This window comes from Streptomyces sp. SDr-06 (assembly GCF_003324565.1).
Lineage (GTDB): Bacteria > Actinomycetota > Actinomycetes > Streptomycetales > Streptomycetaceae > Streptomyces.
The window spans coordinates 496,685-520,316 of record NZ_QOLA01000002.1 but is presented as its reverse complement, the minus strand read 5'-3'; the positions used below and the strand labels follow the sequence as shown (position 1 = coordinate 520,316).

Below are 23,632 nucleotides of genomic sequence, written 5' to 3'. Positions count from 1 at the left end.
CATGGCCGACGACTCGCTGACCATCGCCGACACCACCTTCTCCTCGCGCCTGATCATGGGCACCGGCGGGGCGCCCAGCCTCGACACGCTGGAACGCGCGCTCGCCGCCTCCGGCACCGAGCTCACCACGGTCGCGATGCGCCGCCTCGACCCCACCGTGCAGGGTTCGGTCCTGTCCGTGCTCGACCGGCTCGGCATTCGCGTCCTGCCCAACACCGCGGGCTGCTTCACCGCGGGCGAGGCCGTCCTCACCGCGCGCCTGGCCCGGGAGGCGCTCGGCACGCACTGGGTGAAGCTGGAGGTCGTCGCCGACGAGCGGACCCTGCTGCCGGACCCGGTCGAACTGCTCGACGCCGCCGAGGTGTTGGTCGACGACGGGTTCACCGTGCTGCCGTACACCAACGACGACCCGGTCCTCGCGCGCAAGCTGGAGGACGTGGGCTGCGCGGCGATCATGCCGCTCGGCTCCCCCATCGGCTCCGGCCTCGGCATCCGCAACCCGCACAACTTCGAGCTGATCGTGGACCGGGCGGGGGTCCCGGTCATCCTCGACGCGGGCGCGGGCACCGCCTCCGACGTCTCGCTCGCGATGGAACTCGGCTGCTCGGCGGTGATGCTGGCCTCGGCGGTGACCCGGGCCCAGGAGCCGGTCCTGATGGCGGAGGCGATGCGGCACGCGGTGGAGGCGGGCCGCCTCGCCCACCGTGCGGGCCGCATCCCGCGCCGCCACTTCGCCGAGGCGTCCTCGACGATGGCGGGACGGGCCGCGTTCGACCCCGAGCGGCCCGCGTTCTAGCGGGTCCGCGTCACAGGTCGGCTTCAGTCCGGCCCCCCGGACGCACGCGGCGTGAAGGGGGCCGGACGGCGCTCGTAAACTCTCCCCCGTGGATACGACCCTTCATGACCCCCTCGTCGGGCAGGTGCTCGACGGCCGCTACCGCGTCGACGCGCGTATCGCCGTCGGCGGTATGGCCACGGTCTACCGGGCCGTCGACACCCGCCTGGACCGGGTCCTCGCCCTCAAGGTGATGCACCCCGCCCTCGCCGCCGACGCCTCCTTCGTGGAGCGCTTCATCCGCGAGGCCAAGTCGGTCGCCCGGCTCGCGCACCCCAATGTGGTCGGCGTCTTCGACCAGGGCGCGCAGGGCCAGTACGTCTACCTCGCGATGGAGTACATCGCGGGCTGCACCCTGCGCGACGTGCTGCGCGAGCGCGGCGCGCTCCAGCCGCGCGCGGCCCTCGACATCCTGGAGCCGGTGCTCGCGGCCCTCGGCGCCGCCCACCGCGCCGGGTTCGTCCACCGGGACATGAAGCCCGAGAACGTGCTGATCGGCGACGACGGCCGGGTCAAGGTCGCCGACTTCGGCCTGGTCAGGGCCGTGGACTCGGTGACGAGCACCACCGGCTCGGTCCTCGGCACCGTCTCCTACCTCGCCCCCGAGCAGATCGAGCACGGCACCGCCGACACCCGCGCCGACGTGTACGCGTGCGGTGTCGTCCTGTACGAGATGCTCACCGGCGCCAAGCCGCACCGCGGGGACACCCCCGCCCAGATCCTCTACGCCCACCTCCACGAGGGGATGCCCGCGCCCTCCGCGGCCGTGCCGGGCCTCGCCCTGGAACTGGACGAACTGGTCGCCTCCGCGACCGCCCGCAACCCCGACGTCCGCCCGCACGACGCGGTCGCCCTGCTCGCCCAGACCCGTACCGCCCGCGCGGCGCTCGGCGACGAGCAGCTGGACGCGGTCCCGCCGGGCGCCCACCCGGCGGCCGGGGAAACCGGCTCCGAGGACCGTACGAGCGTGATCCCGCGGGCCGTGGCCACCCCGGTGTCCGGGCCGCTGCCCGCGGAGTCGGCCCGCCCGGAGCCCGTCAACCGCACCACCCGGCTGATCCTGCCGCAGCGCGTCGAGGACGAGCCGGAGCCCGCGCCCCGCGAGCCGCGCGGGCGCCTGAACAACCGGCGCGGTCTGCTCGCCCTGGTCGCGGCGGTGCTCCTGATCTTCGGGGTCGGCGCGGGGGTCTGGTACATCAACTCCGGCCAGTTCACCCGCGTTCCGGCCCTCATCGGGCAGAGCGAGGACGCGGCGAAGAAGAAGCTGTCGAACGCCGGGCTCGGCGTCAGACAAGTCGACCGGCAGTTCAGCGACACCGTCGAGCGGGGCCAGGTCGTCTCGACCGACCCGGCCACCGGCGCCCGCATCCGCGGGAACGGCTCGGTGACGCTGGTCGTCTCGCGCGGCCCCGAGACGGCGCAGGTGCCCAAGCTGGACGGCATGCCGCTCGACCAGGCGAAGAGCGAGCTGCAGAAGGCGGGCTTCGCGCCGGGCGACACCTCCAGCGAGTTCAACGACAGCGTCCCGCAGGGCTCGGTGATCCGCACCGACCCGGCCTCGGGCGTCAAGCGCCACACGGACACGGCCGTCTCGATGGTCGTCAGCAAGGGCGCCCCCGTGGACGTGCCCAACGTCGTCGGCGACTCGGTGGCCGACGCCACCACCGCCCTCCAGGACGCCGGGCTCACGGTCACCGTCGCCCCCGACCAGGTCAACTCGGCGCAGGACGCGGGCAAGGTCGCGGCCCAGTCCGCCGCCGAGCACGCCCGGCTCGCCAAGGGCGACAGCGTCACCCTGACCGTATCCAAGGGCCCCCGGATGATCACGGTGCCGAAGGTGACCGGCGAGAAGGCCGCCGACGCCCAGAAGGACCTGGAGAAGGCCGGCTTCAAGGTGAAGGTCGACCGCGGCTTCCCGTTCCTCAGCGACGAGGTGTCGGGCCAGTCCGTGGCCGCCGGGGCGCAGGCCCCGGAGGGCTCCACCATCACCATCACCACCAAGGGACTGTAGGTAGTCACCCCATGCGCAACCCCATCGGCGGCCACGTCCCCGTGGCCGGCGGCCTCGCCACGACCGGCCTCGCCTACGCGCGCGACATCGGCGCCGAGACCGTGCAGGTCTTCGTCGCCAACCCTCGCGGCTGGGCCACCCCCACCGGGAATCCGGCCCAGGACGAGAGGTTCCGCGCCGAGTGCGCCGAGGCCTCGATCCCGGCGTATGTGCACGCCCCGTACCTGATCAACTTCGGCTCGCACACCGAGGCGACGGCGGAGCGGTCGGTGGAGTCGCTGCGCCACTCGCTGCGCCGGGGCCGCGAGATCGGCGCGCTCGGCGTGGTCGTCCACACCGGTTCGGCGACCGGCGGACGGCCGCGCGCGGAGGCCCTGGCGCAGGTCCGTACGCGTCTGCTGCCGCTGCTCGACGAGCTGACCCACGACGACGACCCGTTCCTGCTCCTGGAGTCGACCGCGGGCCAGGGCGCCTCCCTGTGCTCGCGCACCTGGGACTTCGGCCCGTACTTCGAGGCGCTGGACTCCCACCCCAGGCTGGGCGTCTGCCTGGACACCTGTCACATCTACGCGGCCGGGCACGATCTCGTCGGCCCGGGCGCGATGAAGCAGACCCTGGACCTGCTGGTGGAGACCGTCGGCGAGGGACGGCTGAAGCTGATCCACGCCAACGACTCCAAGGACGTGGCGGGCGCGCACAAGGACCGCCACGAGAACATCGGCTCGGGCCACATCGGCGAGGAGCCGTTCCGCGAGCTGCTCGCCCACCCGGCCACCGCGGGCGTACCGCTGGTCATCGAGACCCCGGGCGGCAAGGAGGGGCACGCGGCGGACGTGGCCCGGCTGAAGTCGCTGCGGGCGTGAGCTAGAGCTCGGGGCCGTCCCCGGGCTCCTCCTGGTAGGAGTAGCGCTGCTCGCGCCAGGGGTCGCCGATGTTGTGGTACCCCCGCTCCTCCCAGAAGCCCCGGCGGTCCGCGGTCATGTACTCGACGCCGCGCACCCACTTGGGGCCCTTCCAGGCGTAGAGGTGCGGCACCACCAGGCGCAGCGGGAAGCCGTGTTCGGCGGTGAGCAGTTCACCGCCGTTGTGGGTGGCGAAGAGCGTACGGTCGCCGAGGAAGTCGGCCAGGCGCAGATTGGAGCTGAAGCCGTACTCGGCCCACACCATCACATGGGTGACATCGGGTGCGGGCGGCGCCAGTTCGGCGATCGTGCGGGTGCTCACCCCGCCCCATTCGGCCCCGACCATCGAGAACTTGGTGACGCAGTGCAGGTCGGCGACCACGGTCTCGAACGGCAGCGCCGAGAACTCCTCGTGGTTCCAGCAGTGCTTGTCGCCGTCGGCGGTGGCTCCGAAGACCCGGAACTCCCAGCGTTCCGGCTTGAACTTGGGCACCGGACCGTAGTGGGTGACCGGCCAGCCGCGCTGGAGCCGCTGCCCCGGCGGAAGCTCCGTCTGCGCTGCTCCCTGCCGCTCCCGGCTCTCCGGCTGACCCATGACTCCATGGTGACAGACCCCGGGGGGTGGTGATGACCAGGGACGTCCCGATTCGGGCAACTCCTACTAAGCATGCACTTACTGGACGCGTTCTGATCACGGTGCGAGGATGCGCGGAATCTGACCGGTTACCGCTTGGAAGGAGCCTCTGCGATGCAGGGCGACCCCGAGGTCATCGAATTCCTGAATGAGCAGCTGAGTGCCGAGCTGACGGCGATCAACCAGTACTGGCTGCACAGCGCGATGCAGGCCAACTTCGGCTGGACGAAGCTGGCCAAGTACACGCGTCACGAGTCGATCGACGAGATGAAGCACGCGGAGGTGCTGACCGACCGGATCCTCTTCCTGGACGGCCTGCCGAACTTCCAGCGCCTCTTCCATGTGCGCATCGGGCAGACGGTCACCGAGATGTTCCAGGCGGACCGGCAGATCGAGGTCGAGGCGATCGACCGCCTCAAGCGCGGCATCGAGGTCATGCGCGCGAAGGGCGACATCACGTCCGCGAACATCTTCGAGTCGATCCTGGCCGACGAGGAGCACCACATCGACTACCTCGACACCCAGCTGGAGCTCGTCGACAAGCTCGGCGAGGCGCTCTACATCGCCCAGCTGATCGAGCAGCCCGAGAGCTGAGCCGGGCGAAGGGTCACGCGGCCTCGTCCAGGGCCGGGGCCCGGTCGGGGGCGACCGCGGTGAGCGCGGGCCTGCCCTGGTCCACCAGCTCCCGGCGGGGGCAGGCGCCGCGTCCGAGCAGCGCCTGGATGCGGCGCACGCACGAACCGCAGTCGGTGCCGGCCTTGCAGGCGGAAGCTATCTGGCGCGGGGTGCAGGCACCGCCGTCCGCGTGCTTCCGGACCTGCTCCTCGGTGACACCGAAGCAGTTGCATACGTACACGCGGTTCACCTCCCGGAGCGATCGACGCGGGATCGATGGGTAAAGGCCCGTTCCGATCGATCGGTTCCCGACTGTCGGTGAGGCTAACCTAACCTTACCCGGCACCCCGGGTACGCAAAAGCCCCGGATACGCCAGTGGGGCGCGGATCACACGGATCCGCGCCCCACCGGTACGTACGGGACTACTGGTCGCGGTACATCTCGGCGACCAGGAACGCCAGGTCCAGGGACTGGCTGCGGTTCAGGCGCGGGTCGCAGGCCGTCTCGTAGCGCTGGTGCAGGTCGTCGACGAAGATCTCGTCGCCGCCGCCCACGCACTCGGTGACGTCGTCACCGGTGAGCTCGACGTGGATGCCGCCCGGGTGGGTGCCGAGGCCCTTGTGGACCTCGAAGAAGCCCTTGACCTCGTCCAGGACGTCGTCGAAGCGGCGCGTCTTGTGCCCGGAGGCCGCCTCGAAGGTGTTGCCGTGCATGGGGTCGGTGACCCACGCGACGACCGCGCCGGAGGCGGTGACCTTCTCGACCAGCTCGGGGAGCTTGTCCCTGACCTTGTCGGCGCCCATGCGGACGACGAAGGTGAGGCGGCCCGGCTCGCGGTCCGGGTCGAGGCGGTCCACGTAGGTGAGCGCCTCGTCGACGGTGGTCGTCGGGCCGAGCTTGATGCCGATCGGGTTGCGGATGCGGGAGGCGAACTCGATGTGCGCGCCGTCCAGCTGCCGGGTGCGCTCACCGATCCAGACCATGTGGCCGGAGGTGTCGTACAGGTGGCCGGTGCGCGAGTCGGTACGGGTCAGCGCCGACTCGTAGTCGAGCAGCAGCGCCTCGTGGGAGGCGTAGAACTCGACGGCCTTGAACTCGGCCGGGTCGGTGCCGCAGGCCTTCATGAAGTTCAGCGCGTTGTCGATCTCGCGGGCGAGCTGCTCGTAGCGCTGGCCCGAGGGGGACGACTTCACGAAGTCCTGGTTCCAGGCGTGCACCTGGCGCAGGTCGGCGTAGCCACCGGTGGTGAAGGCGCGGACCAGGTTGAGCGTGGAGGCGGAGGCGTTGTACATCCGCTTCAGGCGCTCGGGGTCCGGGACGCGGTCCTTCTCCGTGAAGGCGAAGCCGTTCACCGAGTCGCCCCGGTAGGTCGGCAGGGTCACGCCGTCGCGGGTCTCGGTGCCCTTGGAGCGGGGCTTGGAGTACTGGCCGGCGATGCGGCCGACCTTCACCACCGGCACGGAGGCCGCGTAGGTGAGGACGGCGCTCATCTGGAGGAGGGTCTTGAGCTTGGCCCGGATGTGCTCGGCCGAGACGCCGTCGAAGGCCTCCGCGCAGTCGCCGCCCTGGAGCAGGAACGCCTCGCCCTGGGCGACGGCTCCCAGCCGGGCACGCAGCTGGTCGCACTCGCCCGCGAAGACGAGCGGCGGATAGGACTCGAGGTCCGCGATCACATCGCGCAGGGCCTCGGCATCCGGGTACTCGGGCTGCTGCGCCGCGGGAAGGTCACGCCAGGTGTTTACGTTCACGGTCACCTGCCCCACATTACGGGGTCCACCCCGGCCCCCACCCCCACGACCACCAAATGAGACACCGGCCACGGTGACATGTCCCGAAGTGGTGCAAGTGCGTGGCCCCTCCCCATCTCTTCCGTCGCGCTCACCCCCTGTTAATCTCACGCCACTTACTGAATACCGGGCTAGTGACCAGGGGTGGGTGTGAGCCGAAGCGTGAGCGGAAGGCAGCAGAGACATGCGGCGAGGAAGATCCTTGCCTACGGGGTGGCCGGGGCCGTAGCCGTCACCGCGTTCGGCACGGCGGCGGTCGCGGCGCCGCGGGGGGCGGGGGCCGCGCAGGGGAGCGGGGCCCGGCCGGGCTCGGCCCTCCAGGCCCAGTTCGCCGAGGCGGCCAAGGAGTTCAAGGTTCCGCAGAGCGTGCTGATGGCGGTCTCCTACCGCCAGACGCTCTGGGAGGACCACGACGGGAAGCCCAGCACGTCGGGCGCGTACAACGTCATGGGCCTGACCCGGGTCACGCCGGCCGACGTGGAGCGGCCCGGCGACCAGGACCGCCTCGCGCACCTCGACCTGAGCGGCGACCCGGCGGTCATGAAGAAGTTCGACGCGAAGAAGGCGCTGGCCCAGGCCCCCGCCGTCGACACCGATGACCCGCGGCTGCACACCCTGGACGAGGCCGCGAAGCTCATCGGCGAGCCGGTGGACACGGTGCGCACCGACACCGGGCAGAGCATCCGGGCGGGCGCGGCGCTGCTCGCCCGCTACCAGCGCGCCGCCACCGGCTCGCTGCCGGCCGACCCGGGCGGCTGGTACGCGGCGGTGGCCCGCTACAGCCAGGCCCCCGACGCCAAGGGCGCCGACGCCTTCGCGCGGCGCGTCTTCGACTCGGTCCGCTCCGGCGAGAGCCGCCTCACCACGGACGGCCAGCGCCTGGCGCTGCCCGCCGACCCCGCGGTGAAGCCCGTCAAGCCGGCGAAGATGCCACTGGCCGCGGCCGCTCCCGGCGCTCCCGCGGAGACTGCGGGCACCCCCGAGTGCCCCGCGGGCCTGCCCTGCGACGTCAAGCCGGCCGACGTGAACAACTACAACGTGGCGAACCGGCCGGACAACGGTTTCGACATCCGGCAGATCGTCATCCACGACACCGAGGGCAGCTACGACGGCTCGGTCAAGATCTTCCAGGACCCGACGACGTCGGCCAGCACGCACTACCTGATCAAGGACGACGGCAGCCTCGTCACGCAGATGGTGGCGACGAAGGACGAGTCGTACCACGCGGGCAACAAGACCGTGAACATGCACGCGCTCGGCATCGAGCACGTGGGCTACGCCATCAAGGAAGGCAGCTGGTACGGCGAGCCGCTGTACGAGTCGTCGGCCACGCTGGTCAAGTACCTGGCCGACCGGTTCAACATCCCGGTGGACCGCGAGCACATCATCGGTCACGACGAGGTGCCGGGTGTGCTGGACGGCTATGTGGCCGGGATGCACTGGGACCCGGGCCCGTTCTGGGACTGGAACCACTACATGTCCCTGCTCGGCGCCCCGACCGGCGCCGGGGGCGCCGGCCAGCCGCTGCGGGCGGGCCAGGTCGTCAGGGTCGTGCCGCCCTTCAGCGCGGCGAACCAGCCCACGCTGACGTACAACGGCAAGACCGTCACCCCGCAGCCCGCGAACTTCGGCTACCTGTACGCCTCGGCCTCGACGGCGACGCCCATCGCGGACCCGTACATGCCCAACATGCTGTGGAGCGACGGGCCCAACTGGGGCGACAAGGTCGTCGCGGGCGGGCAGTACGTCGTCGCGGACTGGCAGGGCGACTGGACGGCCATCTGGTACGGCGGCCGCAAGGCCTGGTTCTTCAACCCCGGCGGCCAGTACACCTCCGTGGTGGCACCCGACGCCCCGGTCGTCCTCAAGGCCAAGGGCACCGCGCCGGTCGCGGTCTACGGGCGCGCCTACCCCGAGGACGCGGCGTACGCGGGCACCGGGGTGCCCGTGCAGAACAACAACTCCGCCGCGCTGACGAAGTACACCGTCCCGGCCGACCAGGCCTATGTCGCCGCGGGCGCCCCGGTCGCCGGTGACTACTACCTCGGCGGCACGACGCTCGGCACGCTGGTCAAGGGCACGCAGACCTTCTACCCGATCCGGTACAACCACCGGATCGCCTGGGTGCGGACGGCCGACGTCCAGCAGGTCACCCCGGTCGGCCCGGTGCGCGCCGACAACCGCTACAACCTGCTCGCGCGGGACGCGAACGGCGGCTTCTGGCAGTACCAGGGCTCGGGCGACATCACCCAGCCGTTCCTGACCCGGTTCAGGATCGGCAGCGGCTGGGGCATCTACAACGCCATGACCGACCTGTCGGACTTCCGTGCCGACGGCCAGGGCGACCTGATCGCCCGGGACACCTCCGGCGTGGCCTGGTACTACAAGGGCAGCGGCAACCCGGCGGCCCCGTTGGGCGACCGGGTCCGGCTCGGCGCGGGCTGGGGTGCCTTCACCTCCCTGGTGGGCGCGGGCGACCTGACCGGTGACGGCCGGGCCGACCTGATCGCCCGCGACGGCGACGGCAGGCTCTGGCTGTACCCGGGCACGGGCGGCCCCGCCTTCGGCAACCGCACGCAGATCGGCACCAGCTGGCAGATCTACGACCAGATCCTGAGCACCGGCGACCTCGACGGCGACGGCAAGGGCGACTTCGTGGCCCGCGAGCCGTCCGGGAAGCTGTGGTTCTACCCGGGCACGGGCAGCGCGGTGCAGCCCTTCGGCGACCGCCGCCAGATCGGCACCGGCTGGAACATCTACAACGCGATCGTCAGCTCGGGCGACCTGAACGGGGACGGCAAGCCGGACCTGACCGCCCGCGACGCCGACGGCAAGCTGTGGTTCTACCCGGGCAACGGCGGTTCGGTGCAGCCGTTCGGCGACCGCCGCCAGATCGGCACGGGCTGGAACATCTACGACGCGCTGCTCTGATCCCTTGATTGTCCCGATGGCACCGCACGGCCGCGGTGCCATCGGGTAGAGTGCCCGGCATGTTCGCGCACTCGACCCAGAACTGGTGGTGGACCGCTCATCCGGCGGCCCGCTGATCTCTGCGCGTACACAGACTCGCGAAGGCCGCCCCGAGGGGCGGCCTTCAGTGTTTCCGGGGCTGTTCCTCCCGCTCACCACCGGAAGGAACCACGCAACCGATGCTCATCCAGAGGCTGTTGGACGAGAACTGCCCGCCCTTCGCGCTGCTGCGCAGGCGCACCCCGGGCCGCGACCACGACACCGTCGAGCTGTTGATCGGCGAGGTCCACGAGGCCGAGCGCCTCGCCGACCTGCCCGTCGGGGACCGGCCCGCGCTCGCCCTGGTGCCGTTCCGGCAGATCAGGGAGCGCGGCTTCGACGTCCGGGACGACGGGACCCCGCTCTCGGTGCTCGTCGCGGACGAGACCCACGAACTGCCGCTCGCGGACGTGCTGGCCGAACTCCCCGCGCACGAGGTGCGGGTCGAGGGCGGCGGCTTCGACGTCGGCGACGAGGAGTACGCGGGGATCGTGCGCCGGGTGATCGACGACGAGATCGGCCGCGGCGAGGGCGCCAACTTCGTGATCCGGCGCACCTTCACCGGCGAGATCCCCGGCTTCGGCCGGGCCGACGCGCTGGCCCTGTTCCGCCGGCTGCTCGTGGGCGAGCAGGGCGCGTACTGGACGTACGTGGTGCACACCGGAAGGGAGAACGGTCCCGCGGGGCCTTCCTCGGAAGGGCGGCGGGCGACGGGCGGGCGCACCCTGGTCGGCGCGAGCCCCGAGGTGCACGTGCGGATGTCCGGCGGCACGGTCGTCATGAACCCGATCAGCGGGACCTACCGCTACCCGGCGGGCGGGCCGACCCCGGAGGACCTGCTGACCTTCCTCGCCGACCGCAAGGAGACCGACGAGCTGTCGATGGTCGTCGACGAGGAGCTCAAGATGATGTGCACGGTCGGCGACATGGGCGGCGTGGTGATCGGCCCCCGTCTCAAGGAGATGGCCCATCTCGCGCACACCGAGTACGAGTTGAGGGGCCGCTCGTCGCTGGACGTCCGCGAGGTGCTCAGGGAGACGATGTTCGCGGCGACGGTCACCGGCTCCCCGGTGCAGAACGCGTGCCGGGTCATCGAGCGGTACGAGGACGGCGGGCGCGGCTACTACGCGGGCGCCCTCGCGCTGCTCGGCCGGGACGCCGGCGGCTCCCAGACCCTCGACTCCCCCATCCTGATCCGCACGGCGGACATCTCCCCCGAGGGCCGTCTGCGGGTGCCGGTCGGCGCCACCCTCGTACGGCACTCGGACCCGGCGGGCGAGGTCGCCGAGACGCACGCCAAGGCGGCCGGGGTCCTGGCGGCGCTCGGGGTGCGCCCCGGCCGTCCGCGCGCCGAGTCCGTCCGCCCCCGGCTCGCCGACGATCCCCGGGTGCGGGCCGCGCTTGACGCCCGGCGGGCCGACCTCGCGCCGTTCTGGCTGCGGATGCAGGACCGGCCCGCCGAGCCGAGCGGGTCGGCGCTGGTGGTGGACGGCGAGGACACGTTCACCGCGATGCTCGCGCATGTGCTGCGCTCGGCGGGCCTCGCGGTCTCGGTGCTCCGCTACGACGTGCCCGGCCTGCACGCGCGGGTGCTCGGCCACGAGGGCCCGGTGATCCTGGGCCCCGGGCCGGGCGACCCCTCGGACGCGGCGGACCCGAAGATGGCGCTGCTTCGCCCGCTGGCGGCCGAGCTGCTGCGCTCGCACCGGCACGGGCTGCTCGGGGTGTGCCTGGGCCATGAGCTGATCGCGGCGGAGCTCGGCCTGGAGATCGTGCGCAAGCGGGAGCCGCACCAGGGCGCGCAGGTGCGGATCGACCTGTTCGGCCGCGAGGAGACGGTGGGCTTCTACAACAGCTTCGCGGCGCGCTGCGAGGATGGGCTGCCCGGCGTGGAGGTGTCGCGCGACCCGGTGACGCACGAGGTGCACGCGCTGCGCGGCCCGGGGTACGCGGGCATCCAGTTCCACCCGGAGTCGGTGCTCACGCTGCGCGGCCCCGAGGTGGTCCGGGACCTGCTCGCGGGGGTGGCGGCGGTGCGCTGAGGCCCGGCTACGGCGCTGCCGGGACGAGGACGTTCTCGGTGTGGCGGCCTGCCAGGTAGGCCGCCACGTTCTCCACCGTCGCCGCGACGATCTGGCCCACCGCGTCCTGTGTGTAGTACGCCTGGTGCGAGGTGACCACCACATTGGGGAAGGTCACGAGGCGGGCCAGGGTGTCGTCCTCGACGGCTTCGAGCGACTTGTCGAGGAAGAACAGGCCCGCCTCCGCCTCGTACACGTCCAGACCGACACCCGTGAATCTGCCCTTGCGCAATTCGCCGACCAGCGCGTCCGTGTCGATCAGACCGCCCCGGCTGGAGTTGACCAGGATCGCGTCGTCCTTCATCGCGGCGAGTTCGGCGCGCCCGATGATGTGCTGGGTCGAGGGCAGCAGCGGCACATGCAGGCTGATCACGTCGGCGCTCGCGAGGAGCTCGTCCTTGTCGACGTACTTCATGCCGAGCTCGACGCAGGACGGGTTCTGGGCCACGTCCCAGCCGAGCAGGTTCATGCCGAAGCCGTGCGCGATGCGGGTGAACGCCTCGCCGATCTTGCCGGTGCCCAGGACGCCGGCCGTGCGGCCCCGCAGATCGCGGCCGAGCAGCCCGTCCAGGCGGAAGTCGAAGTCGCGGGTGCGGTTGGAGGCCCGCACGATCCGGCGGTTGACCGCCATCGCCAGCGTCCAGGCGAACTCGGCCACGGAGTACGGCGAGTAGGAGGAGACCCGGGCGACGGTGAGGCCGAGGCGTGCGGCCACGTCCAGGTCGATGTTGTTGAAGCCGGTGGAGCGCTGGGCGATCATCCGCGTGCCGCCGGCGGCGAGGCTCTGCAGCACCCGCGCGTTGAGGTTGGCGTTGACGCTGGTGGAGATGGCCTCGTACCCGGCGGCGATCGGCGCGGTGTCCTCGGTGAGGAAGACGTCCAGACAGCGCACGTCGTGCAGTCGCGCGAAGGCCTTCTCGATCAACGGCTTCTCGTCGGCCTGCACGCCGAATGCCAGGATCTTCACGACTCTCCCCTTATGGGCGCTTCTGACCGTGAAGCCAGACAGGAGGGCTATGGGCCGGATATCGCGAATATACGGCCCACAGCCCGGATGTGCCCGGCCGGGTCAGCCGAAGAAGACGCCGACCTCGGCGTAGAGCGCGGGGTCCACCGTCTTCAGCTTCGAGGTGGCCTCCGAGATCGGCACCCGCACGATGTCGGTGCCGCGCAGCGCGACCATCTTGCCGAAGTCTCCGTCGCGCACCGCCTCGATGGCGTGCAGCCCGAAGCGGGTCGCCAGCCACCGGTCGAACGCGCTCGGGGTGCCGCCGCGCTGGACGTGGCCGAGGACGGTGGTCCTGGCCTCCTTGCCGGTGCGCTTCTCGATCTCCTTGGCCAGCCACTCGCCGACGCCGGAGAGCCGCACGTGCCCGAAGGAGTCGAGGGTGCCGTCCTTGAGCACCATCTCGCCGTCCTTCGGCATGGCCCCCTCGGCGATCACGACGATCGGGGCGTACGAGGCCTTGAAGCGCGAGGTGATCCAGCCGCAGACCTGTTCGACGTCGAAGCGCTGCTCGGGGATGAGGATGACGTTGGCGCCGCCCGCGAGGCCGGAGTGCAGGGCGATCCAGCCCGCGTGCCGCCCCATGACCTCGACGACCAGGACCCGCATGTGGGACTCGGCGGTGGTGTGCAGCCGGTCGATGGCCTCGGTGGCGATGCCGACGGCGGTGTTGAACCCGAAGGTGTAGTCGGTGGCGGACAGGTCGTTGTCGATCGTCTTGGGCACGCCGACGCACTGGACGCCGTACTCGTCGCTGAGCCGGGCCGCGACACCCAGGGTGTCCTCGCCGCCGATCGCGATCACCGCGTCGATCTCGTGCTTGGTGAGGTGTTCCTTGATGCGGCGGACACCGTTCTCCGCCTTGAGGGGGTTGGTGCGCGAGGAGCCGAGAATGGTGCCGCCGCGCGGCAGGATGCCGCGCACCGCCGGGATGTCCAGCCGGACGGTGTCGCCCTCCAGGGGGCCGCGCCAGCCGTCCTTGAACCCGGTGAACTCGTATCCGTACTCCTGCACACCCTTGCGGACGATGCCCCGGATGACGGCGTTGAGTCCGGGGCAGTCACCGCCTCCGGTCAGTACTCCGACCCGCATGGAATGGTCCCTTCACCTGGGAGTGACGTACGCGGTCCACGCTAGTGGTGACGTAGGTCACTCCGGGATGGGACGGAAGGTCAATTCACTTGATCCGTAGGGGAGTTGAGGAGCCGCCGTTCACCCGTACGGGGGATGGCCCGCTCAGGCGTCGTCCACGCTGTCGAGGCCGCGCTCGATCGCGTACCGCACGAGCTCCACCCGGTTGTGCAGCTGGAGCTTGCCCAGGGTGTTCTGGACGTGGTTCTGCACCGTGCGGTGCGAGATGACCAGGCGCTCGGCTATCTGCTTGTAGCTCAGGCCCTTGGCGACCAGGCGCAGCACCTCGGTCTCGCGCTCGGTGAGCCGCGGGGCTTTCGGCTCGTCCGCGGTGGCGGGCGCCGGGTCCGTCGCGAGCCTGCGGTACTCCCCCAGGACGAGGCCGGCCAGGCCCGGCGTGAACACCGGGTCGCCGACGGCCGTGCGGCGCACCGCGTCGGTCAGCTCCTCGGTGCTGGCCGACTTGAGGAGGTAGCCGAGCGCGCCGGACTTCACCGCCTCCAGTACGTCGGCGTGCTCGCCGGACGCGGACAGGACCAGCACCCTCAACGCCGGGTTGGCGGCGACCAGTTCCTTGCAGACCTGGGCGCCGGGCATGCCCGGCAGGTTGAGGTCGAGGACCAGGACGTCGGGCGCCGCGGCCTGGGCCCGGCGCACCGCCTGCGGCCCGTCCCCCGCGGTGGCGACCACGTCGAAGCCCGCGGCGGCCAGGTCGCGGGCGACCGCGTCGCGCCACATCGGGTGGTCGTCGACCACCATCACCTTCACCGACGCATCCGCGCGCGCCGTCTGCTGCTGGGTCATCCGTGCCGTCCTGCCTTCCCCCGTGGGACCTTCAGTTCAACTTCCGTACCCTGGCCCGGCACGGAGATCAGCTCCGCCGTGCCGCCCAGGTCCCGCAGCCTGCCGCGGATCGAGAGGGCGACGCCCATGCGCCCCTCCCCCTCGGCCCGCTCCAGCCGGCCCGCCGGGATGCCGGGACCGTCGTCCCGTACCGTCACGATCACTTCGTCCCCCCAGTCCTCGACCAGGATCCAGGCCTGGGCGGACTCCCCCGCGTGCATCCGCACATTGTCCAGGGCGGCACTGACAGCGGCCGCGAGCTCCCTGGCCGCGGTGGGCGTGAGCGGCACCGGAGCGCCCGGCTCCGCGAAGGAGACCCTCGACCCGGCGTGCCGGGCGAGCAACGAGCGCAGGTCGACGGGCGCCGTGTCGTCCCCCTCGTCGTCGACCTCCACCGCCCGCACGACGGCGCCGTTGGCGGCGTCCTCGGAGGCGCGGGTGGGCGGCACCAGACCGCTGGAGACCAGGGTGCGCAGCGCGACCTCCTGCTCTCCGGCCATCCGGCCGAGCTCGGCGGCCTCGCCGCCCAGCGCGCTGCCGCGGCGCTGCACCATGGCGAGCACCTGGAGCACGCTGTCGTGGATGTCACGGGCCAGCCGCTCGCGTTCGCGGGTGGCCGCCTCGATCTCCAGGGCGCGCGCGAGCGTCGCCTCACTGGCCCGGGCCACCTCGACGATGTAGCCGATCGCGATGGAGGCGATCCACACCAGGATCACGTTGTGGAAGGTGTCCCGGGTGGGGTGGCCGCGCTCCACGATGTTGGCCACGGCCACCAGCGAGGAGGCGAAACCGGCCCAGCGCCAGCCGCCCTTGATGGCGAAGGCGAGGACCGCTCCGGCCGTCGCGATGGTGGGCAGCGTCGGACCGTCGACGTGCTGCGCGTCCACGTCCGCGAGCGGCGTGAGCAGGATGCCGGTGAGCACCACGGTGAGGTCGACGGCGAGGAAGCGCTTGGTGCAGGCGGCCGCGTTCGCCACCCGGGGCAGGGTCGCGAAGTTCCACACGGTGAGCACCGACAGGTAGCCGATGCCCACCCAGGGCCGCTCGAACTTGTGGTAGCCGCTGACGAAGATCGCCACCGCGTAGAGCGTCGTGAGCACCCGGTAGCCGGTCAGGGCCCGCCACAGGGGCAGTTCCACCGACATCCGTACGACCCGTTCGCGTTTCGCCATCTTCCCCACCCCCGGACGGACGCGGCTAGTCGCCGGGCCGTTCCGCCCGCTTGGCCTGCTCCAGCTCCCGGGCCCGCTCCGCCTTCTCGGCGGCCTTCTGCTCGTCGGCGATCCGCTTGGCCTCGTCGGCGATCTGGCGCTTGGCGGCCGTCGCGTAGATGTCGACGTACTCCTGGCCGGACAGCTTCATGATCTCGTACATGACCTCGTCGGTCACCGAGCGCAGGATGAAGCGGTCGCCCTCCATGCCCTGGTAGCGGCTGAAGTCGAGCGGCTTGCCGATCCGGATGCCGGGACGCATCAGCTTGGGGACGACCTTCCCCGGCGGCTGGATCTTCTCGGTGTCGATCATCGCGACCGGGATGACGGGCGCGCCGGTGGCGAGCGCGACCCGGGCGAGACCGCCCGGCTTGCCGCGGTAGAGGCGGCCGTCGGGCGAGCGGGTGCCCTCGGGGTAGATGCCGAAGAGGCCGCCGCTCTTGATGACGTCGATGCCCGCGTTGATCGCGGCCTCGCCCGCCCCGCGGGCGCCCGAGCGGTCCACCGGGAGCTGGCCGACGCCCTTGAAGAACGCCGCCGTCAGCTTGCCCTTGACCCCGGGGGAGGTGAAGTACTCGGCCTTCGCGATGAACGTGACCTTGCGGTCCAGGACGGCCGGCAGGAAGAAGGAGTCCGAGAAGGAGAGGTGGTTGCTCGCGAGGATCGCCGGACCCTCGGCGGGGATGTTCTCCAAGCCCTCCACCCACGGCCTGAAGGCGAGCTTCAGCGACCCGCCGATGGAGAACTTCATTGCGCCGTAGATCAACTCGGATGCCTTCCTGTGCTTGTCGAACAGACCTTAACCCGTACCGGGACCGCCCTCCCGCGCGACGGCTCTGGTCGGTGTCAGTCCGGTCGCGTACCGTGAAGTACGACTCCCCCGCACAACCCCGCCCCTGCTCATGAACAGGAGACCCCTGGTGCCGGTCCTCCCTGGAGCCGAGCCGTTCCGCCACGAGGGCGGAGAGGTCGGCGTCCTCCTCTGTCACGGTTTCACCGGTTCCCCGCAGTCGCTGCGCCCCTGGGCCGACTACCTGGCGGAGCGCGGCCTCACGGTCTCGCTGCCGCTCCTCCCCGGCCACGGCACCCGCTGGCAGGACATGCAGCTCACGGGCTGGCAGGACTGGTACGCGGAGGTGGACCGCGCCCTGCGCGAGCTCCAGGAGAGCTGCTCCCAGGTCTTCGTCTTCGGGCTCTCGATGGGCGGCGCGCTGTCGCTGCGCCTCGCCGCGAAGCACGGCGACGAGGTGAGCGGCCTGGTGCTCGTCAACCCGGGCAACAAGGTGCACGGCGCGGCCGCCCGGGCACTGCCGGTGGTCCGTCACTTCGTACCGTCCACGAAGGGCATCGCCAGCGACATCGCCAAGGAGGGCTCCCAGGAGGTCGGCTACGACCGGGTGCCCCTGCACGCGGCGCACTCGCTGCGCAACTTCTTCAGGCTCGTGGACGGTGAACTGCCGCAGGTGACCCAGCCGTTGCTGGTCCTGCACAGCCCGCAGGACCACGTGGTGCCGCCGGCCGACTCCGCGCGGATCCTCAGCCGGGTGTCCTCCACGGACGTCCAGGAGATCCTGCTGGAACAGAGCTACCACGTGGCGACGTTGGACCACGACGCGGAGCGGATCTTCGAGGAGAGCTACTCGTTCATCGGCCGCCTCGCTCCTAGCGTCGGGAAGAAGGGGAGCACGACCGGTGGCTGAGCACGACGCGGACAGCGAGCCGCAGCCGATCGACGAAGAGGCCGCCTGGGCGGCGATCGTGGCGGGGTACGGCGAGGAGCCGGCCGATCCGCCGGGCGCGAGACCCTTCAGATCGGTGGAGGACCTCGCCCTGATCGAGGACGAGCCCGACAAGGACGGCGGGAGCGACGGGAGCGACGAGACGCCCGGGCCCGCCAAGGGCGCGGACAAGAACGCCGACAAAGGCCTCGGCAAGCCCGCGCTCGGCAGCTCGGTCGTGTTCGCGCCGGGCGTGGGCGGGCCGCGTGACTTCCAGCCCGCCGAGCCGTCCGACGACGACCTGGACGCCTCGGACGAGGGCCACTTCGTGCCGCCGGAGCCGCCGCCCCTGCCGGAGGCCGACGTCACGGCGAAGTTCGCCTGGCTGGGCGTGGTGGGCGGGCCGCTGCTGCTGATCCTCGCCGCGATCTTCGGCTGGGACATGACCTGGTGGCTCACCACCCTGGGCGTGGGCGGCTTCCTGGGCGGCATCGGCACCCTGTTCGCCCGCATGCAGCACGACGAGGACGACGACGATCCGGGGCGCGGCGCGGTCGTCTGAGCTTGTCCGCTCCGCGTGACGCTCCCCGGTGCGGGCCGACGGCGCCCGCACTCCCGAGCGGCCGTACGCGTGAAGGCGCGGCCCCGCACGGGGCCGCCGCTCACCCCGTGGGCACCCGGAGCGCCGCGAGCACCGGCAGATGGTCCGTGGCCGCCACGAGATCGGCCGCGTCCAGCCCCAACGGCACACCGCAGCCCAGTACCTGGACGCCCCGCGTCGCGAAGATCGCGTCGATCCGCTGATGCGGATCCCGGGGCGTGGAGGTGAACTCCCCTCCCCACGGCGCCACTTGGCGGCAGTCCTGGAGCTCGGCGGCCAGCCGGCCGAAGCTCCGCCCGTCCGGCCGCTCGTTGAGGTCGCCGCCCGCGACCGCGTGGTCCACGCCCATCCCGGCGAGGCGGTCCAGCAGCGCCCCGGCCTGTTCGTACCGCTCGGCCTCCTGGAGGCTGAGGTGGGCGCTCAGGACGCCGATCCTGGCCCCGCCGATCCGTACCACCGCGGTCGCGAAGCCGCGCCGGTGCAGGCCGGGGGTGAGCGGGAGCAGCACGTCCTCGGTGCGTTCCACGGCGGCCCGCAGGGAGCAGAGCAGCATCGGCCCCGCGGCCGTGGCGCCGCCGCCGAGGACGACGAGGTCGGTGGCGGCCGCGAGGCGGGCCGCGGCCTTGCGCCAGCGGAAGAAGCGGGGGGCCTCCTGGACGAGGACGAGGTCGGGCGCGCAGGCGCGGATCACCCGGGCGAGTGCCGCGTTGTCGTCGCGCATCGAGCGGATGTTGTAGCTGAGGACACGGATCACGGCACAGCCGTCCCGCGTCGCGGAGGCGGGCAGGTCGTCGGTGGGGCTCGTCATGGTCCACAACGTAGGACAGCGCCCGCCGGTCCGGGTGGAATCGGCGGGCGCTGTCGGTGCCGCGGGGCGCTACATGATGGGGTCGGGCTGCCGCGCCAGGTCGGCCGCGCCGACCAGACCGGCCTTGTTGCCGAGCTGGGCCGCGATGACCTCGGCGACCGGGCGCCAGTTCCCGCCGACCAGCCAGCGCTTGTAGGACTTGCGGATGGGGTCGAGCACCAGCTCGCCCTCGTCCGAGAGCCCGCCGCCGACGATGAACGCCGACGGGTCGAAGAGCGAGGCCAGGTCCGCCAGGCCCGCGCCCGCCCAGCGGGCCAGCTCGCGGTACGAGTCGACCGCGACCGCGTCGCCCTGGCGGGCGGCCATCGAGATGTGCTTGCCCTCGATGCCCTCGGGGGTGCCGTCGCCGAGCGAGAGCAGGAACTCGGCGTTCTCCGGGGTGGCGTTGGCGCGCTGCTTGGCGTAGCGGACCAGGGCGCGGCCGGAGGCGTACTGCTCCCAGCAGCCCTGGCTGCCGCAGCCGCAGAGCAGGCCGTCCGGCACCATGCGGATGTGGCCGAACTCGGCGGCCACGCCGAAGTGGCCGCGGCGCAGCTCGTTGCCGATGATGATGCCGCCGCCGAGGCCGGTGCCGAGCGTGATGCAGATGACGTTCCGGTGGCCCTTGCCGGCTCCGAAGCGGTACTCGCCCCAGGCGGCCGCGTTGGCGTCGTTCTCGACGACGACCGGGAGGCCGGTGCGCTGCTCGACCTTCGCCTTCAGCGGTTCCTGGCGCCAGTCGATGTTGGGCGCGAAGTAGACGGTGGACCGCTGGCGGTTGACGTAACCGGCCGCTCCGATGCCCACGCCCACGATCTCGTGTCCGGCGCGCGCGCCGTCGACGGCCGAGGCGATCGCGTCCACGATGGCATCGGGCGTGCCGGGGGTCGGCACCTTGTGGGTCGAGAGGATGTTGCCTTCCTCGTCGACCACGCCCGCCGCGATCTTCGTGCCGCCGATATCGACACCGATGGTGAGTCCCATGAATCCCTCAGTTCGGTCGAGCCCCGCTACGGCCAACCGTACCCGAGCCGGGGCTCCGCCCAGCGTGCCGATCCCGTGTTCGCGCCGGGTGTGAGGGCCGGGCCGCCCCTTCTGCGGCGCCCGCCCGGCGCCGGGTCTCAGTCGAGATCGATGTGCTCGGTGGGGCCGGTGCCCTCGTCGCGCTTGCGGTCGTCGGTGGCGGTCCAGCGGCGCTCGTGGCCCTCGACGGCGGAGCGGTAGGCGGCGAGCAGTTCGCTGCCGGCCGCGGCGAGGTGGTCGAAGACCTCGGGGTTGCGTTCGATGACCGGCTCGACGGCGGACTTCGCCTGGCTGATCAGCTGCTGCACGGCGCCCTGGGCGGCGAATCCGGACAGCCCGGACAGCGGGGAGGGGCCCTCGAAGAGACCGCTGACCTTGTCGGTGACCGCGTCGAGCAGCTTGCGCAGCTCCTCGGCGGCCGACCCCGGCTCGGAGCCGTACTGGGCGCGGCGGCGCGCCTTCTCGGCGGCCAGGTCCTCGGCGCAGGCCTCGGCCCAGGCATCCGCGTCGGGGGCCGGGGGCTCGGTGGCTTCGCTCATGGCGGACTCCAGCGGCTGGTGTTCCTACGGGTCTGTTTCCTTCGACGTTACCCGAACGGGGGTATTCCGTTCAGCGACCCCGCGGCCACAGCTCGGGGTCGGGGGCGAACCGGACGTCCAGGACGCCGTCGCGCAGCCCGGCCCCGGTGACGGTGCAGCGGCGCAGCGCGGACGGCAGCGCCACGATGCGGCGGAACGGGCCGACGGTGAGCAGGAGTTCGTCGCCGCGCCGCACCAGCGCGAGCCCGTCCTTGACGGCCCCGGGCAGCGGCAGGCTCCACACGAGGACGTCGTCCTCGGCGAGCCGGTCCTCGACGGTCCACTCCGGGGCGCAGGCCGGCGGGCCGTCCGTCCCCGGGGCGACGGCGAGGCGCTCCAAGTCGTCGTCGCCGCGCGGGTCGTGCCCGAGGTGGGCCACTTCGCGTACGGCGGGGAACTCCTCGGCCAGCTCGGTCAGGTGCTTGCGCTGCTGGGCGACGAGGCCGGCCAGCCACGGGTCGGGCGTCTCGGCGGGCAGCAGCCGGTTGGCGACCACCGCGTCGAGGGCGAGCCGCTGGACGGCGAGGCCGAGCCGGGCGGTGCGCAGCGCGTCGGCGGCGGCCGGGCCGGGTTCCGCGACCAGCCGCACGGTCGTGCCCGGGTCCTCGATCACGGCCTGGACGGCGGCCAGTTCGGCGTCCCAGCGGGCGGCGGTCTCGTACAGCCACTGCGCGGGCATGGGCACCCCGGCGAGCTGGGCGAGGACCGGGCGCAGCGAGCGGGCGGCCTGGCGTTCGGGCGGCAGGAGGCGGCGCAGATAGCGGCGCAGCCGCTCGGGCAGGGCCAGGGTGGCGAGCGCCCGGTCGGCCGGCGGGAGGTCGACGACGAGCAGGCCGGGGCCGTCGGCCGCGGCCTCGCGCAGGGCGCTGAGCAGGGCGAGCTGTTCGGCGCCGGGGAGTTCGGTGAGCTCCTCGGCGTCCAGGCGCGAGGCGCCGAGCAGGTCGAGGGCGGCGCCCGCACGGTCCTGGAAGGCGAGGAACTCGGTGCGGAAGTGGGCGGCCGCGTCGATGTGCCGGACGGTGACCCCGGCGAGTTCGCCGGGGAGCCGGTCCGCGGTCAGCAGGGTGACCCGGGTGCCCCGGCGGGCGGCGGCGAGGGCGGTCGCCGCCGCGACGGTGGTGCGGCCCGCGCCGCCGGGGCCGGTGACGAGGACCGTACGCACGTCTAGAGCTTCTTGGCCCCGTCGGCGGAACCGGCCTCGGTGTCGCCCGGGCCGCTCTCGACGCGCTTCTTCAGACCGGCCAGGGCGCGGTCGATGATGACCTTCTCCGCCTTGCGCTTGATCATGCCGAGCATGGGGATCTTGACGTCGACGGTCAGCCGGTAGGTGACCTCGGTGTGGCCGCCGGGGGCGTCGGCCAGGGTGTACGAGCCGTCCAGGGTGCGCAGCATCTGGGACTTGACCAGCGTCCAGCTGACCTGGTTGCCCTGCCAGGTGTAGGCGAGGGTGTGGTCGTCCTTGATGGCGCCCGCGTCGAGCAGCAGCCGCACCTTCTCGGCGTGGCCCGCGGCGTCGGTGGCGAGCACCTCGGCCTCCTTCACCTCGCCGGTCCACTCCGGATAGCGGGCGAAGTCCGCGATCACCCCCATGACGTCGGCCGGGGCCGCCTCGATGGTGATAGACGAGCTGGTGTGTTCCGCCATCGTCGTGGCTCCTCCAGTGCGCGGTCCGGGTCTGGTTCTCCCCCGCGCGGACGGCGCCGACAGCGGTGGGGAGGTGTGCGTGCAGGCTATCGCGTACGGGCCGGTCGCCACTCCAGTGGCCGGATCACCACTCCAGGGCGAAGGGCCGGGAGGTGGCCGCGAAGTGGCCGACGTTCACGCACTCGGTGCGGCCGATCCGCATCCGCCGGGCCAGCGGCTGGTGCACGTGGCCGAACAGGGAGTAGCGCGGGCGGGTCCTGCGGATCGCCTCGAGCAGGGCGCGCGAGCCGCGCTCGAAGCGGCGGGCGACGGTGTCGTACACGAGCTCGGGGACCTCGGGCGGGATGTGCGAGCAGAGCACGTCGACCTCGCCGAGCGCCTCGACCTTGGCGGCGTACTCCTCGTCGGAGATTTCATAGGGCGTTCGCATCGCGGTCCGCAGCCCGCCGCCGACGAAGCCGAAGACGCGCCCGGCTATCTCGACCCGCTGGCCGTCCAGGACGGTGGTGCCCGGCCCCGCGTACTGCGGCCAGAGGTCCGGCATGTCGACGTTGCCGTACGTGGCGTACGTCGGGGTGGGGAAGGCGGCGAACATCTCGGCGTACTGGCGCCTGACCGCGGCCTCGATGGCGGCCTCCCGGTCGAGCCCGGCCCACAGCGAACGCCCCAGCTCACGGGCCTCCTCGAAGCGCCGGGCGGTGCGCAGGGCGACGATGCGGTCGGCGTTCTCGACGCCGAAGAGGTCGGGGAAGATGCCGCGCGAGTGGTCGGCGTAGTCCAGGAAGAGGACCAGGTCACCGAGGCAGACGAGGGCGTCCGCGCCGTTGCCGGCCTTGGCCAGGCCCTCGGTGTTCCCGTGTACGTCACTGACCACATGAACTCGCATGGCAGCCACCTTAGGCCGTCGGACCTGCGGTTACTTCCGAGTGCTCAAAGGTGTGGACTACTGTGCGCGAAGCAGTGTCAAACATGTGTGACGCACCGAACATCTGGCCAGAACCCCCTATCGGGAACCCACTACCCATGGGTAACGTCCGGGCAGTCCAGTCGTGCTCGGAGTTCCGCCCCCCACGGAATCCCCCGGGCACCTGCCCGATCTTGGACCGCAGCCGGTGCGTCACACAGAGCCGTGGCACCGGCGCCCGATGAGGAGCA

The 23,632-nt window shown here is 71.9% G+C and carries 23 protein-coding genes; 9 read left to right on the top strand and 14 right to left on the bottom strand.

All coding sequences use genetic code 11. The annotated features are described in order from the left end of the window. The first annotated feature begins 1 nt into the window (after position 1). The 3 genes from DT019_RS06705 (at position 2) to DT019_RS06695 (ending at position 3,709) form a co-directional block, all read left to right on the top strand. Complete coding sequence (locus DT019_RS06705) at positions 2-796, top strand: thiazole synthase (RefSeq protein ID WP_114035699.1); 795 nt, start codon at positions 2-4, stop codon at positions 794-796. Positions 797-884: 88 nt separating this feature from the next. After that, on the top strand, positions 885-2,846 hold the full coding sequence (gene pknB / locus DT019_RS06700) for a Stk1 family PASTA domain-containing Ser/Thr kinase (protein WP_189389228.1): 1,962 nt from the start codon (positions 885-887) through the stop codon (positions 2,844-2,846). An 11-nt stretch (positions 2,847-2,857) separates the two neighbouring features. Next, positions 2,858-3,709 (top strand): deoxyribonuclease IV, encoded by an 852-nt coding sequence (locus DT019_RS06695; protein WP_114035697.1) that lies wholly within the window; start codon positions 2,858-2,860, stop codon positions 3,707-3,709. 1 nt (position 3,710) lies between these two features. Here DT019_RS06695 and DT019_RS06690 read toward each other — a convergent pair whose 3' ends face one another. Further along, positions 3,711-4,343 (bottom strand): sulfite oxidase-like oxidoreductase, encoded by a 633-nt coding sequence (locus DT019_RS06690; protein WP_114035696.1) that lies wholly within the window; start codon positions 4,341-4,343, stop codon positions 3,711-3,713. Positions 4,344-4,496: 153 nt separating this feature from the next. Between DT019_RS06690 and bfr the strand changes: the two genes are divergently transcribed. Continuing rightward, positions 4,497-4,976 carry a bacterioferritin gene (bfr, locus tag DT019_RS06685; RefSeq protein WP_053727747.1) on the top strand — a complete coding sequence of 160 codons (480 nt, stop codon included), beginning with the start codon at positions 4,497-4,499 and terminating at the stop codon, positions 4,974-4,976. A 13-nt stretch (positions 4,977-4,989) separates the two neighbouring features. On the opposite strand, the gene DT019_RS06680 is transcribed toward bfr, so the two are convergent. Next, positions 4,990-5,247, bottom strand: coding sequence for a bacterioferritin-associated ferredoxin (locus tag DT019_RS06680; protein ID WP_114035695.1), 258 nt, complete (start codon positions 5,245-5,247; stop codon positions 4,990-4,992). A 173-nt stretch (positions 5,248-5,420) separates the two neighbouring features. Next, positions 5,421-6,761 carry a class II 3-deoxy-7-phosphoheptulonate synthase gene (locus DT019_RS06675; protein ID WP_114035694.1) on the bottom strand — a complete coding sequence of 447 codons (1,341 nt, stop codon included), beginning with the start codon at positions 6,759-6,761 and terminating at the stop codon, positions 5,421-5,423. Positions 6,762-6,947: 186 nt separating this feature from the next. Here DT019_RS06675 and DT019_RS06670 point away from each other — a divergent pair, with 186 nt between their 5' ends. From DT019_RS06670 to DT019_RS06660, 3 genes are all read left to right on the top strand, one after another. Next, a complete protein-coding gene (locus DT019_RS06670) occupies positions 6,948-9,716 on the top strand; it encodes an N-acetylmuramoyl-L-alanine amidase (protein WP_223279328.1) in 2,769 nt (922 codons plus the stop codon). A 59-nt stretch (positions 9,717-9,775) separates the two neighbouring features. Next, positions 9,776-9,832 (top strand): trp operon leader peptide, encoded by a 57-nt coding sequence (locus DT019_RS41025; RefSeq protein WP_078516689.1) that lies wholly within the window; start codon positions 9,776-9,778, stop codon positions 9,830-9,832. A gap of 102 nt (positions 9,833-9,934) precedes the next feature. Further along, positions 9,935-11,836 carry an anthranilate synthase family protein gene (locus DT019_RS06660; protein WP_114035691.1) on the top strand — a complete coding sequence of 634 codons (1,902 nt, stop codon included), beginning with the start codon at positions 9,935-9,937 and terminating at the stop codon, positions 11,834-11,836. 7 nt (positions 11,837-11,843) lie between these two features. On the opposite strand, the gene DT019_RS06655 is transcribed toward DT019_RS06660, so the two are convergent. The 5 genes from DT019_RS06655 to DT019_RS06635 form a co-directional block, all read right to left on the bottom strand. Beyond that, positions 11,844-12,842: a 2-hydroxyacid dehydrogenase gene (locus tag DT019_RS06655; protein ID WP_114035690.1), complete on the bottom strand. Its 999-nt coding sequence runs from the start codon at positions 12,840-12,842 to the stop codon at positions 11,844-11,846. 102 nt (positions 12,843-12,944) lie between these two features. Next, positions 12,945-13,973 carry a 6-phosphofructokinase gene (locus DT019_RS06650; RefSeq protein ID WP_114035689.1) on the bottom strand — a complete coding sequence of 343 codons (1,029 nt, stop codon included), beginning with the start codon at positions 13,971-13,973 and terminating at the stop codon, positions 12,945-12,947. A 144-nt stretch (positions 13,974-14,117) separates the two neighbouring features. Next, entirely contained in the window at positions 14,118-14,816 is a 699-nt protein-coding gene (locus DT019_RS06645; protein ID WP_114035688.1) for a response regulator, read from the bottom strand. Next, positions 14,813-16,027 carry a MacS family sensor histidine kinase gene (gene macS / locus DT019_RS06640; RefSeq protein ID WP_114036043.1) on the bottom strand — a complete coding sequence of 405 codons (1,215 nt, stop codon included), beginning with the start codon at positions 16,025-16,027 and terminating at the stop codon, positions 14,813-14,815. Before macS ends, DT019_RS06645 begins: the two co-directional genes overlap by 4 nt. A 25-nt stretch (positions 16,028-16,052) precedes the next feature. Next, positions 16,053-16,832: a lysophospholipid acyltransferase family protein gene (locus tag DT019_RS06635; protein WP_114035687.1), complete on the bottom strand. Its 780-nt coding sequence runs from the start codon at positions 16,830-16,832 to the stop codon at positions 16,053-16,055. A gap of 154 nt (positions 16,833-16,986) precedes the next feature. On the opposite strand from DT019_RS06635, the gene DT019_RS06630 reads away from it, so the two are divergent. Beyond that, the gene (locus DT019_RS06630) at positions 16,987-17,766 is read left to right on the top strand and encodes an alpha/beta hydrolase (RefSeq protein ID WP_114035686.1); all 780 of its coding nucleotides are present in this window, start codon (positions 16,987-16,989) and stop codon (positions 17,764-17,766) included. Further along, on the top strand, positions 17,759-18,346 hold the full coding sequence (locus DT019_RS06625; protein WP_114035685.1) for a hypothetical protein: 588 nt from the start codon (positions 17,759-17,761) through the stop codon (positions 18,344-18,346). The genes DT019_RS06630 and DT019_RS06625 overlap by 8 nt, the downstream gene beginning before the upstream one ends. Positions 18,347-18,446: 100 nt before the next feature. Here the strand turns inward: DT019_RS06625 and DT019_RS06620 are convergent, their stop codons facing one another. The 6 genes from DT019_RS06620 to DT019_RS06595 form a co-directional block, all read right to left on the bottom strand. Continuing rightward, complete coding sequence (locus DT019_RS06620; protein ID WP_114035684.1) at positions 18,447-19,193, bottom strand: endonuclease/exonuclease/phosphatase family protein; 747 nt, start codon at positions 19,191-19,193, stop codon at positions 18,447-18,449. Between the two features lie 69 nt (positions 19,194-19,262). Next, positions 19,263-20,216 (bottom strand): ROK family glucokinase, encoded by a 954-nt coding sequence (locus DT019_RS06615; RefSeq protein WP_114035683.1) that lies wholly within the window; start codon positions 20,214-20,216, stop codon positions 19,263-19,265. A 137-nt stretch (positions 20,217-20,353) separates the two neighbouring features. Next, positions 20,354-20,794, bottom strand: a complete 441-nt coding sequence (locus tag DT019_RS06610) for a DUF5304 domain-containing protein (RefSeq protein WP_114035682.1) — start codon at positions 20,792-20,794, stop codon at positions 20,354-20,356. A gap of 70 nt (positions 20,795-20,864) precedes the next feature. Next, positions 20,865-21,995: an ArsA family ATPase gene (locus DT019_RS06605; RefSeq protein WP_114035681.1), complete on the bottom strand. Its 1,131-nt coding sequence runs from the start codon at positions 21,993-21,995 to the stop codon at positions 20,865-20,867. Between the two features lie 2 nt (positions 21,996-21,997). Further along, positions 21,998-22,477 carry an SRPBCC family protein gene (locus DT019_RS06600; protein ID WP_114035680.1) on the bottom strand — a complete coding sequence of 160 codons (480 nt, stop codon included), beginning with the start codon at positions 22,475-22,477 and terminating at the stop codon, positions 21,998-22,000. Positions 22,478-22,601: 124 nt separating this feature from the next. Then, complete coding sequence (locus DT019_RS06595) at positions 22,602-23,363, bottom strand: metallophosphoesterase (protein ID WP_114035679.1); 762 nt, start codon at positions 23,361-23,363, stop codon at positions 22,602-22,604. Positions 23,364-23,632 lie beyond the last annotated feature (269 nt).

Coding starts and splice junctions, on each gene's coding strand:
- DT019_RS06705 (WP_114035699.1), top strand. CDS start 2: ATGGCCGACGACTCGCTGACCATCGCCGACACCACCTTCTCCTCGCGC.
- DT019_RS06695 (WP_114035697.1), top strand. CDS start 2,858: ATGCGCAACCCCATCGGCGGCCACGTCCCCGTGGCCGGCGGCCTCGCC.
- DT019_RS06690 (WP_114035696.1), bottom strand. CDS start 4,343: ATGGGTCAGCCGGAGAGCCGGGAGCGGCAGGGAGCAGCGCAGACGGAG.
- bfr (WP_053727747.1), top strand. CDS start 4,497: ATGCAGGGCGACCCCGAGGTCATCGAATTCCTGAATGAGCAGCTGAGT.
- DT019_RS06660 (WP_114035691.1), top strand. CDS start 9,935: ATGCTCATCCAGAGGCTGTTGGACGAGAACTGCCCGCCCTTCGCGCTG.
- DT019_RS06650 (WP_114035689.1), bottom strand. CDS start 13,973: ATGCGGGTCGGAGTACTGACCGGAGGCGGTGACTGCCCCGGACTCAAC.
- DT019_RS06645 (WP_114035688.1), bottom strand. CDS start 14,816: ATGACCCAGCAGCAGACGGCGCGCGCGGATGCGTCGGTGAAGGTGATG.
- macS (WP_114036043.1), bottom strand. CDS start 16,027: ATGGCGAAACGCGAACGGGTCGTACGGATGTCGGTGGAACTGCCCCTG.
- DT019_RS06620 (WP_114035684.1), bottom strand. CDS start 19,193: ATGACGAGCCCCACCGACGACCTGCCCGCCTCCGCGACGCGGGACGGC.
- DT019_RS06615 (WP_114035683.1), bottom strand. CDS start 20,216: ATGGGACTCACCATCGGTGTCGATATCGGCGGCACGAAGATCGCGGCG.
- DT019_RS06610 (WP_114035682.1), bottom strand. CDS start 20,794: ATGAGCGAAGCCACCGAGCCCCCGGCCCCCGACGCGGATGCCTGGGCC.
- DT019_RS06600 (WP_114035680.1), bottom strand. CDS start 22,477: ATGGCGGAACACACCAGCTCGTCTATCACCATCGAGGCGGCCCCGGCC.
- DT019_RS06595 (WP_114035679.1), bottom strand. CDS start 23,363: ATGCGAGTTCATGTGGTCAGTGACGTACACGGGAACACCGAGGGCCTG.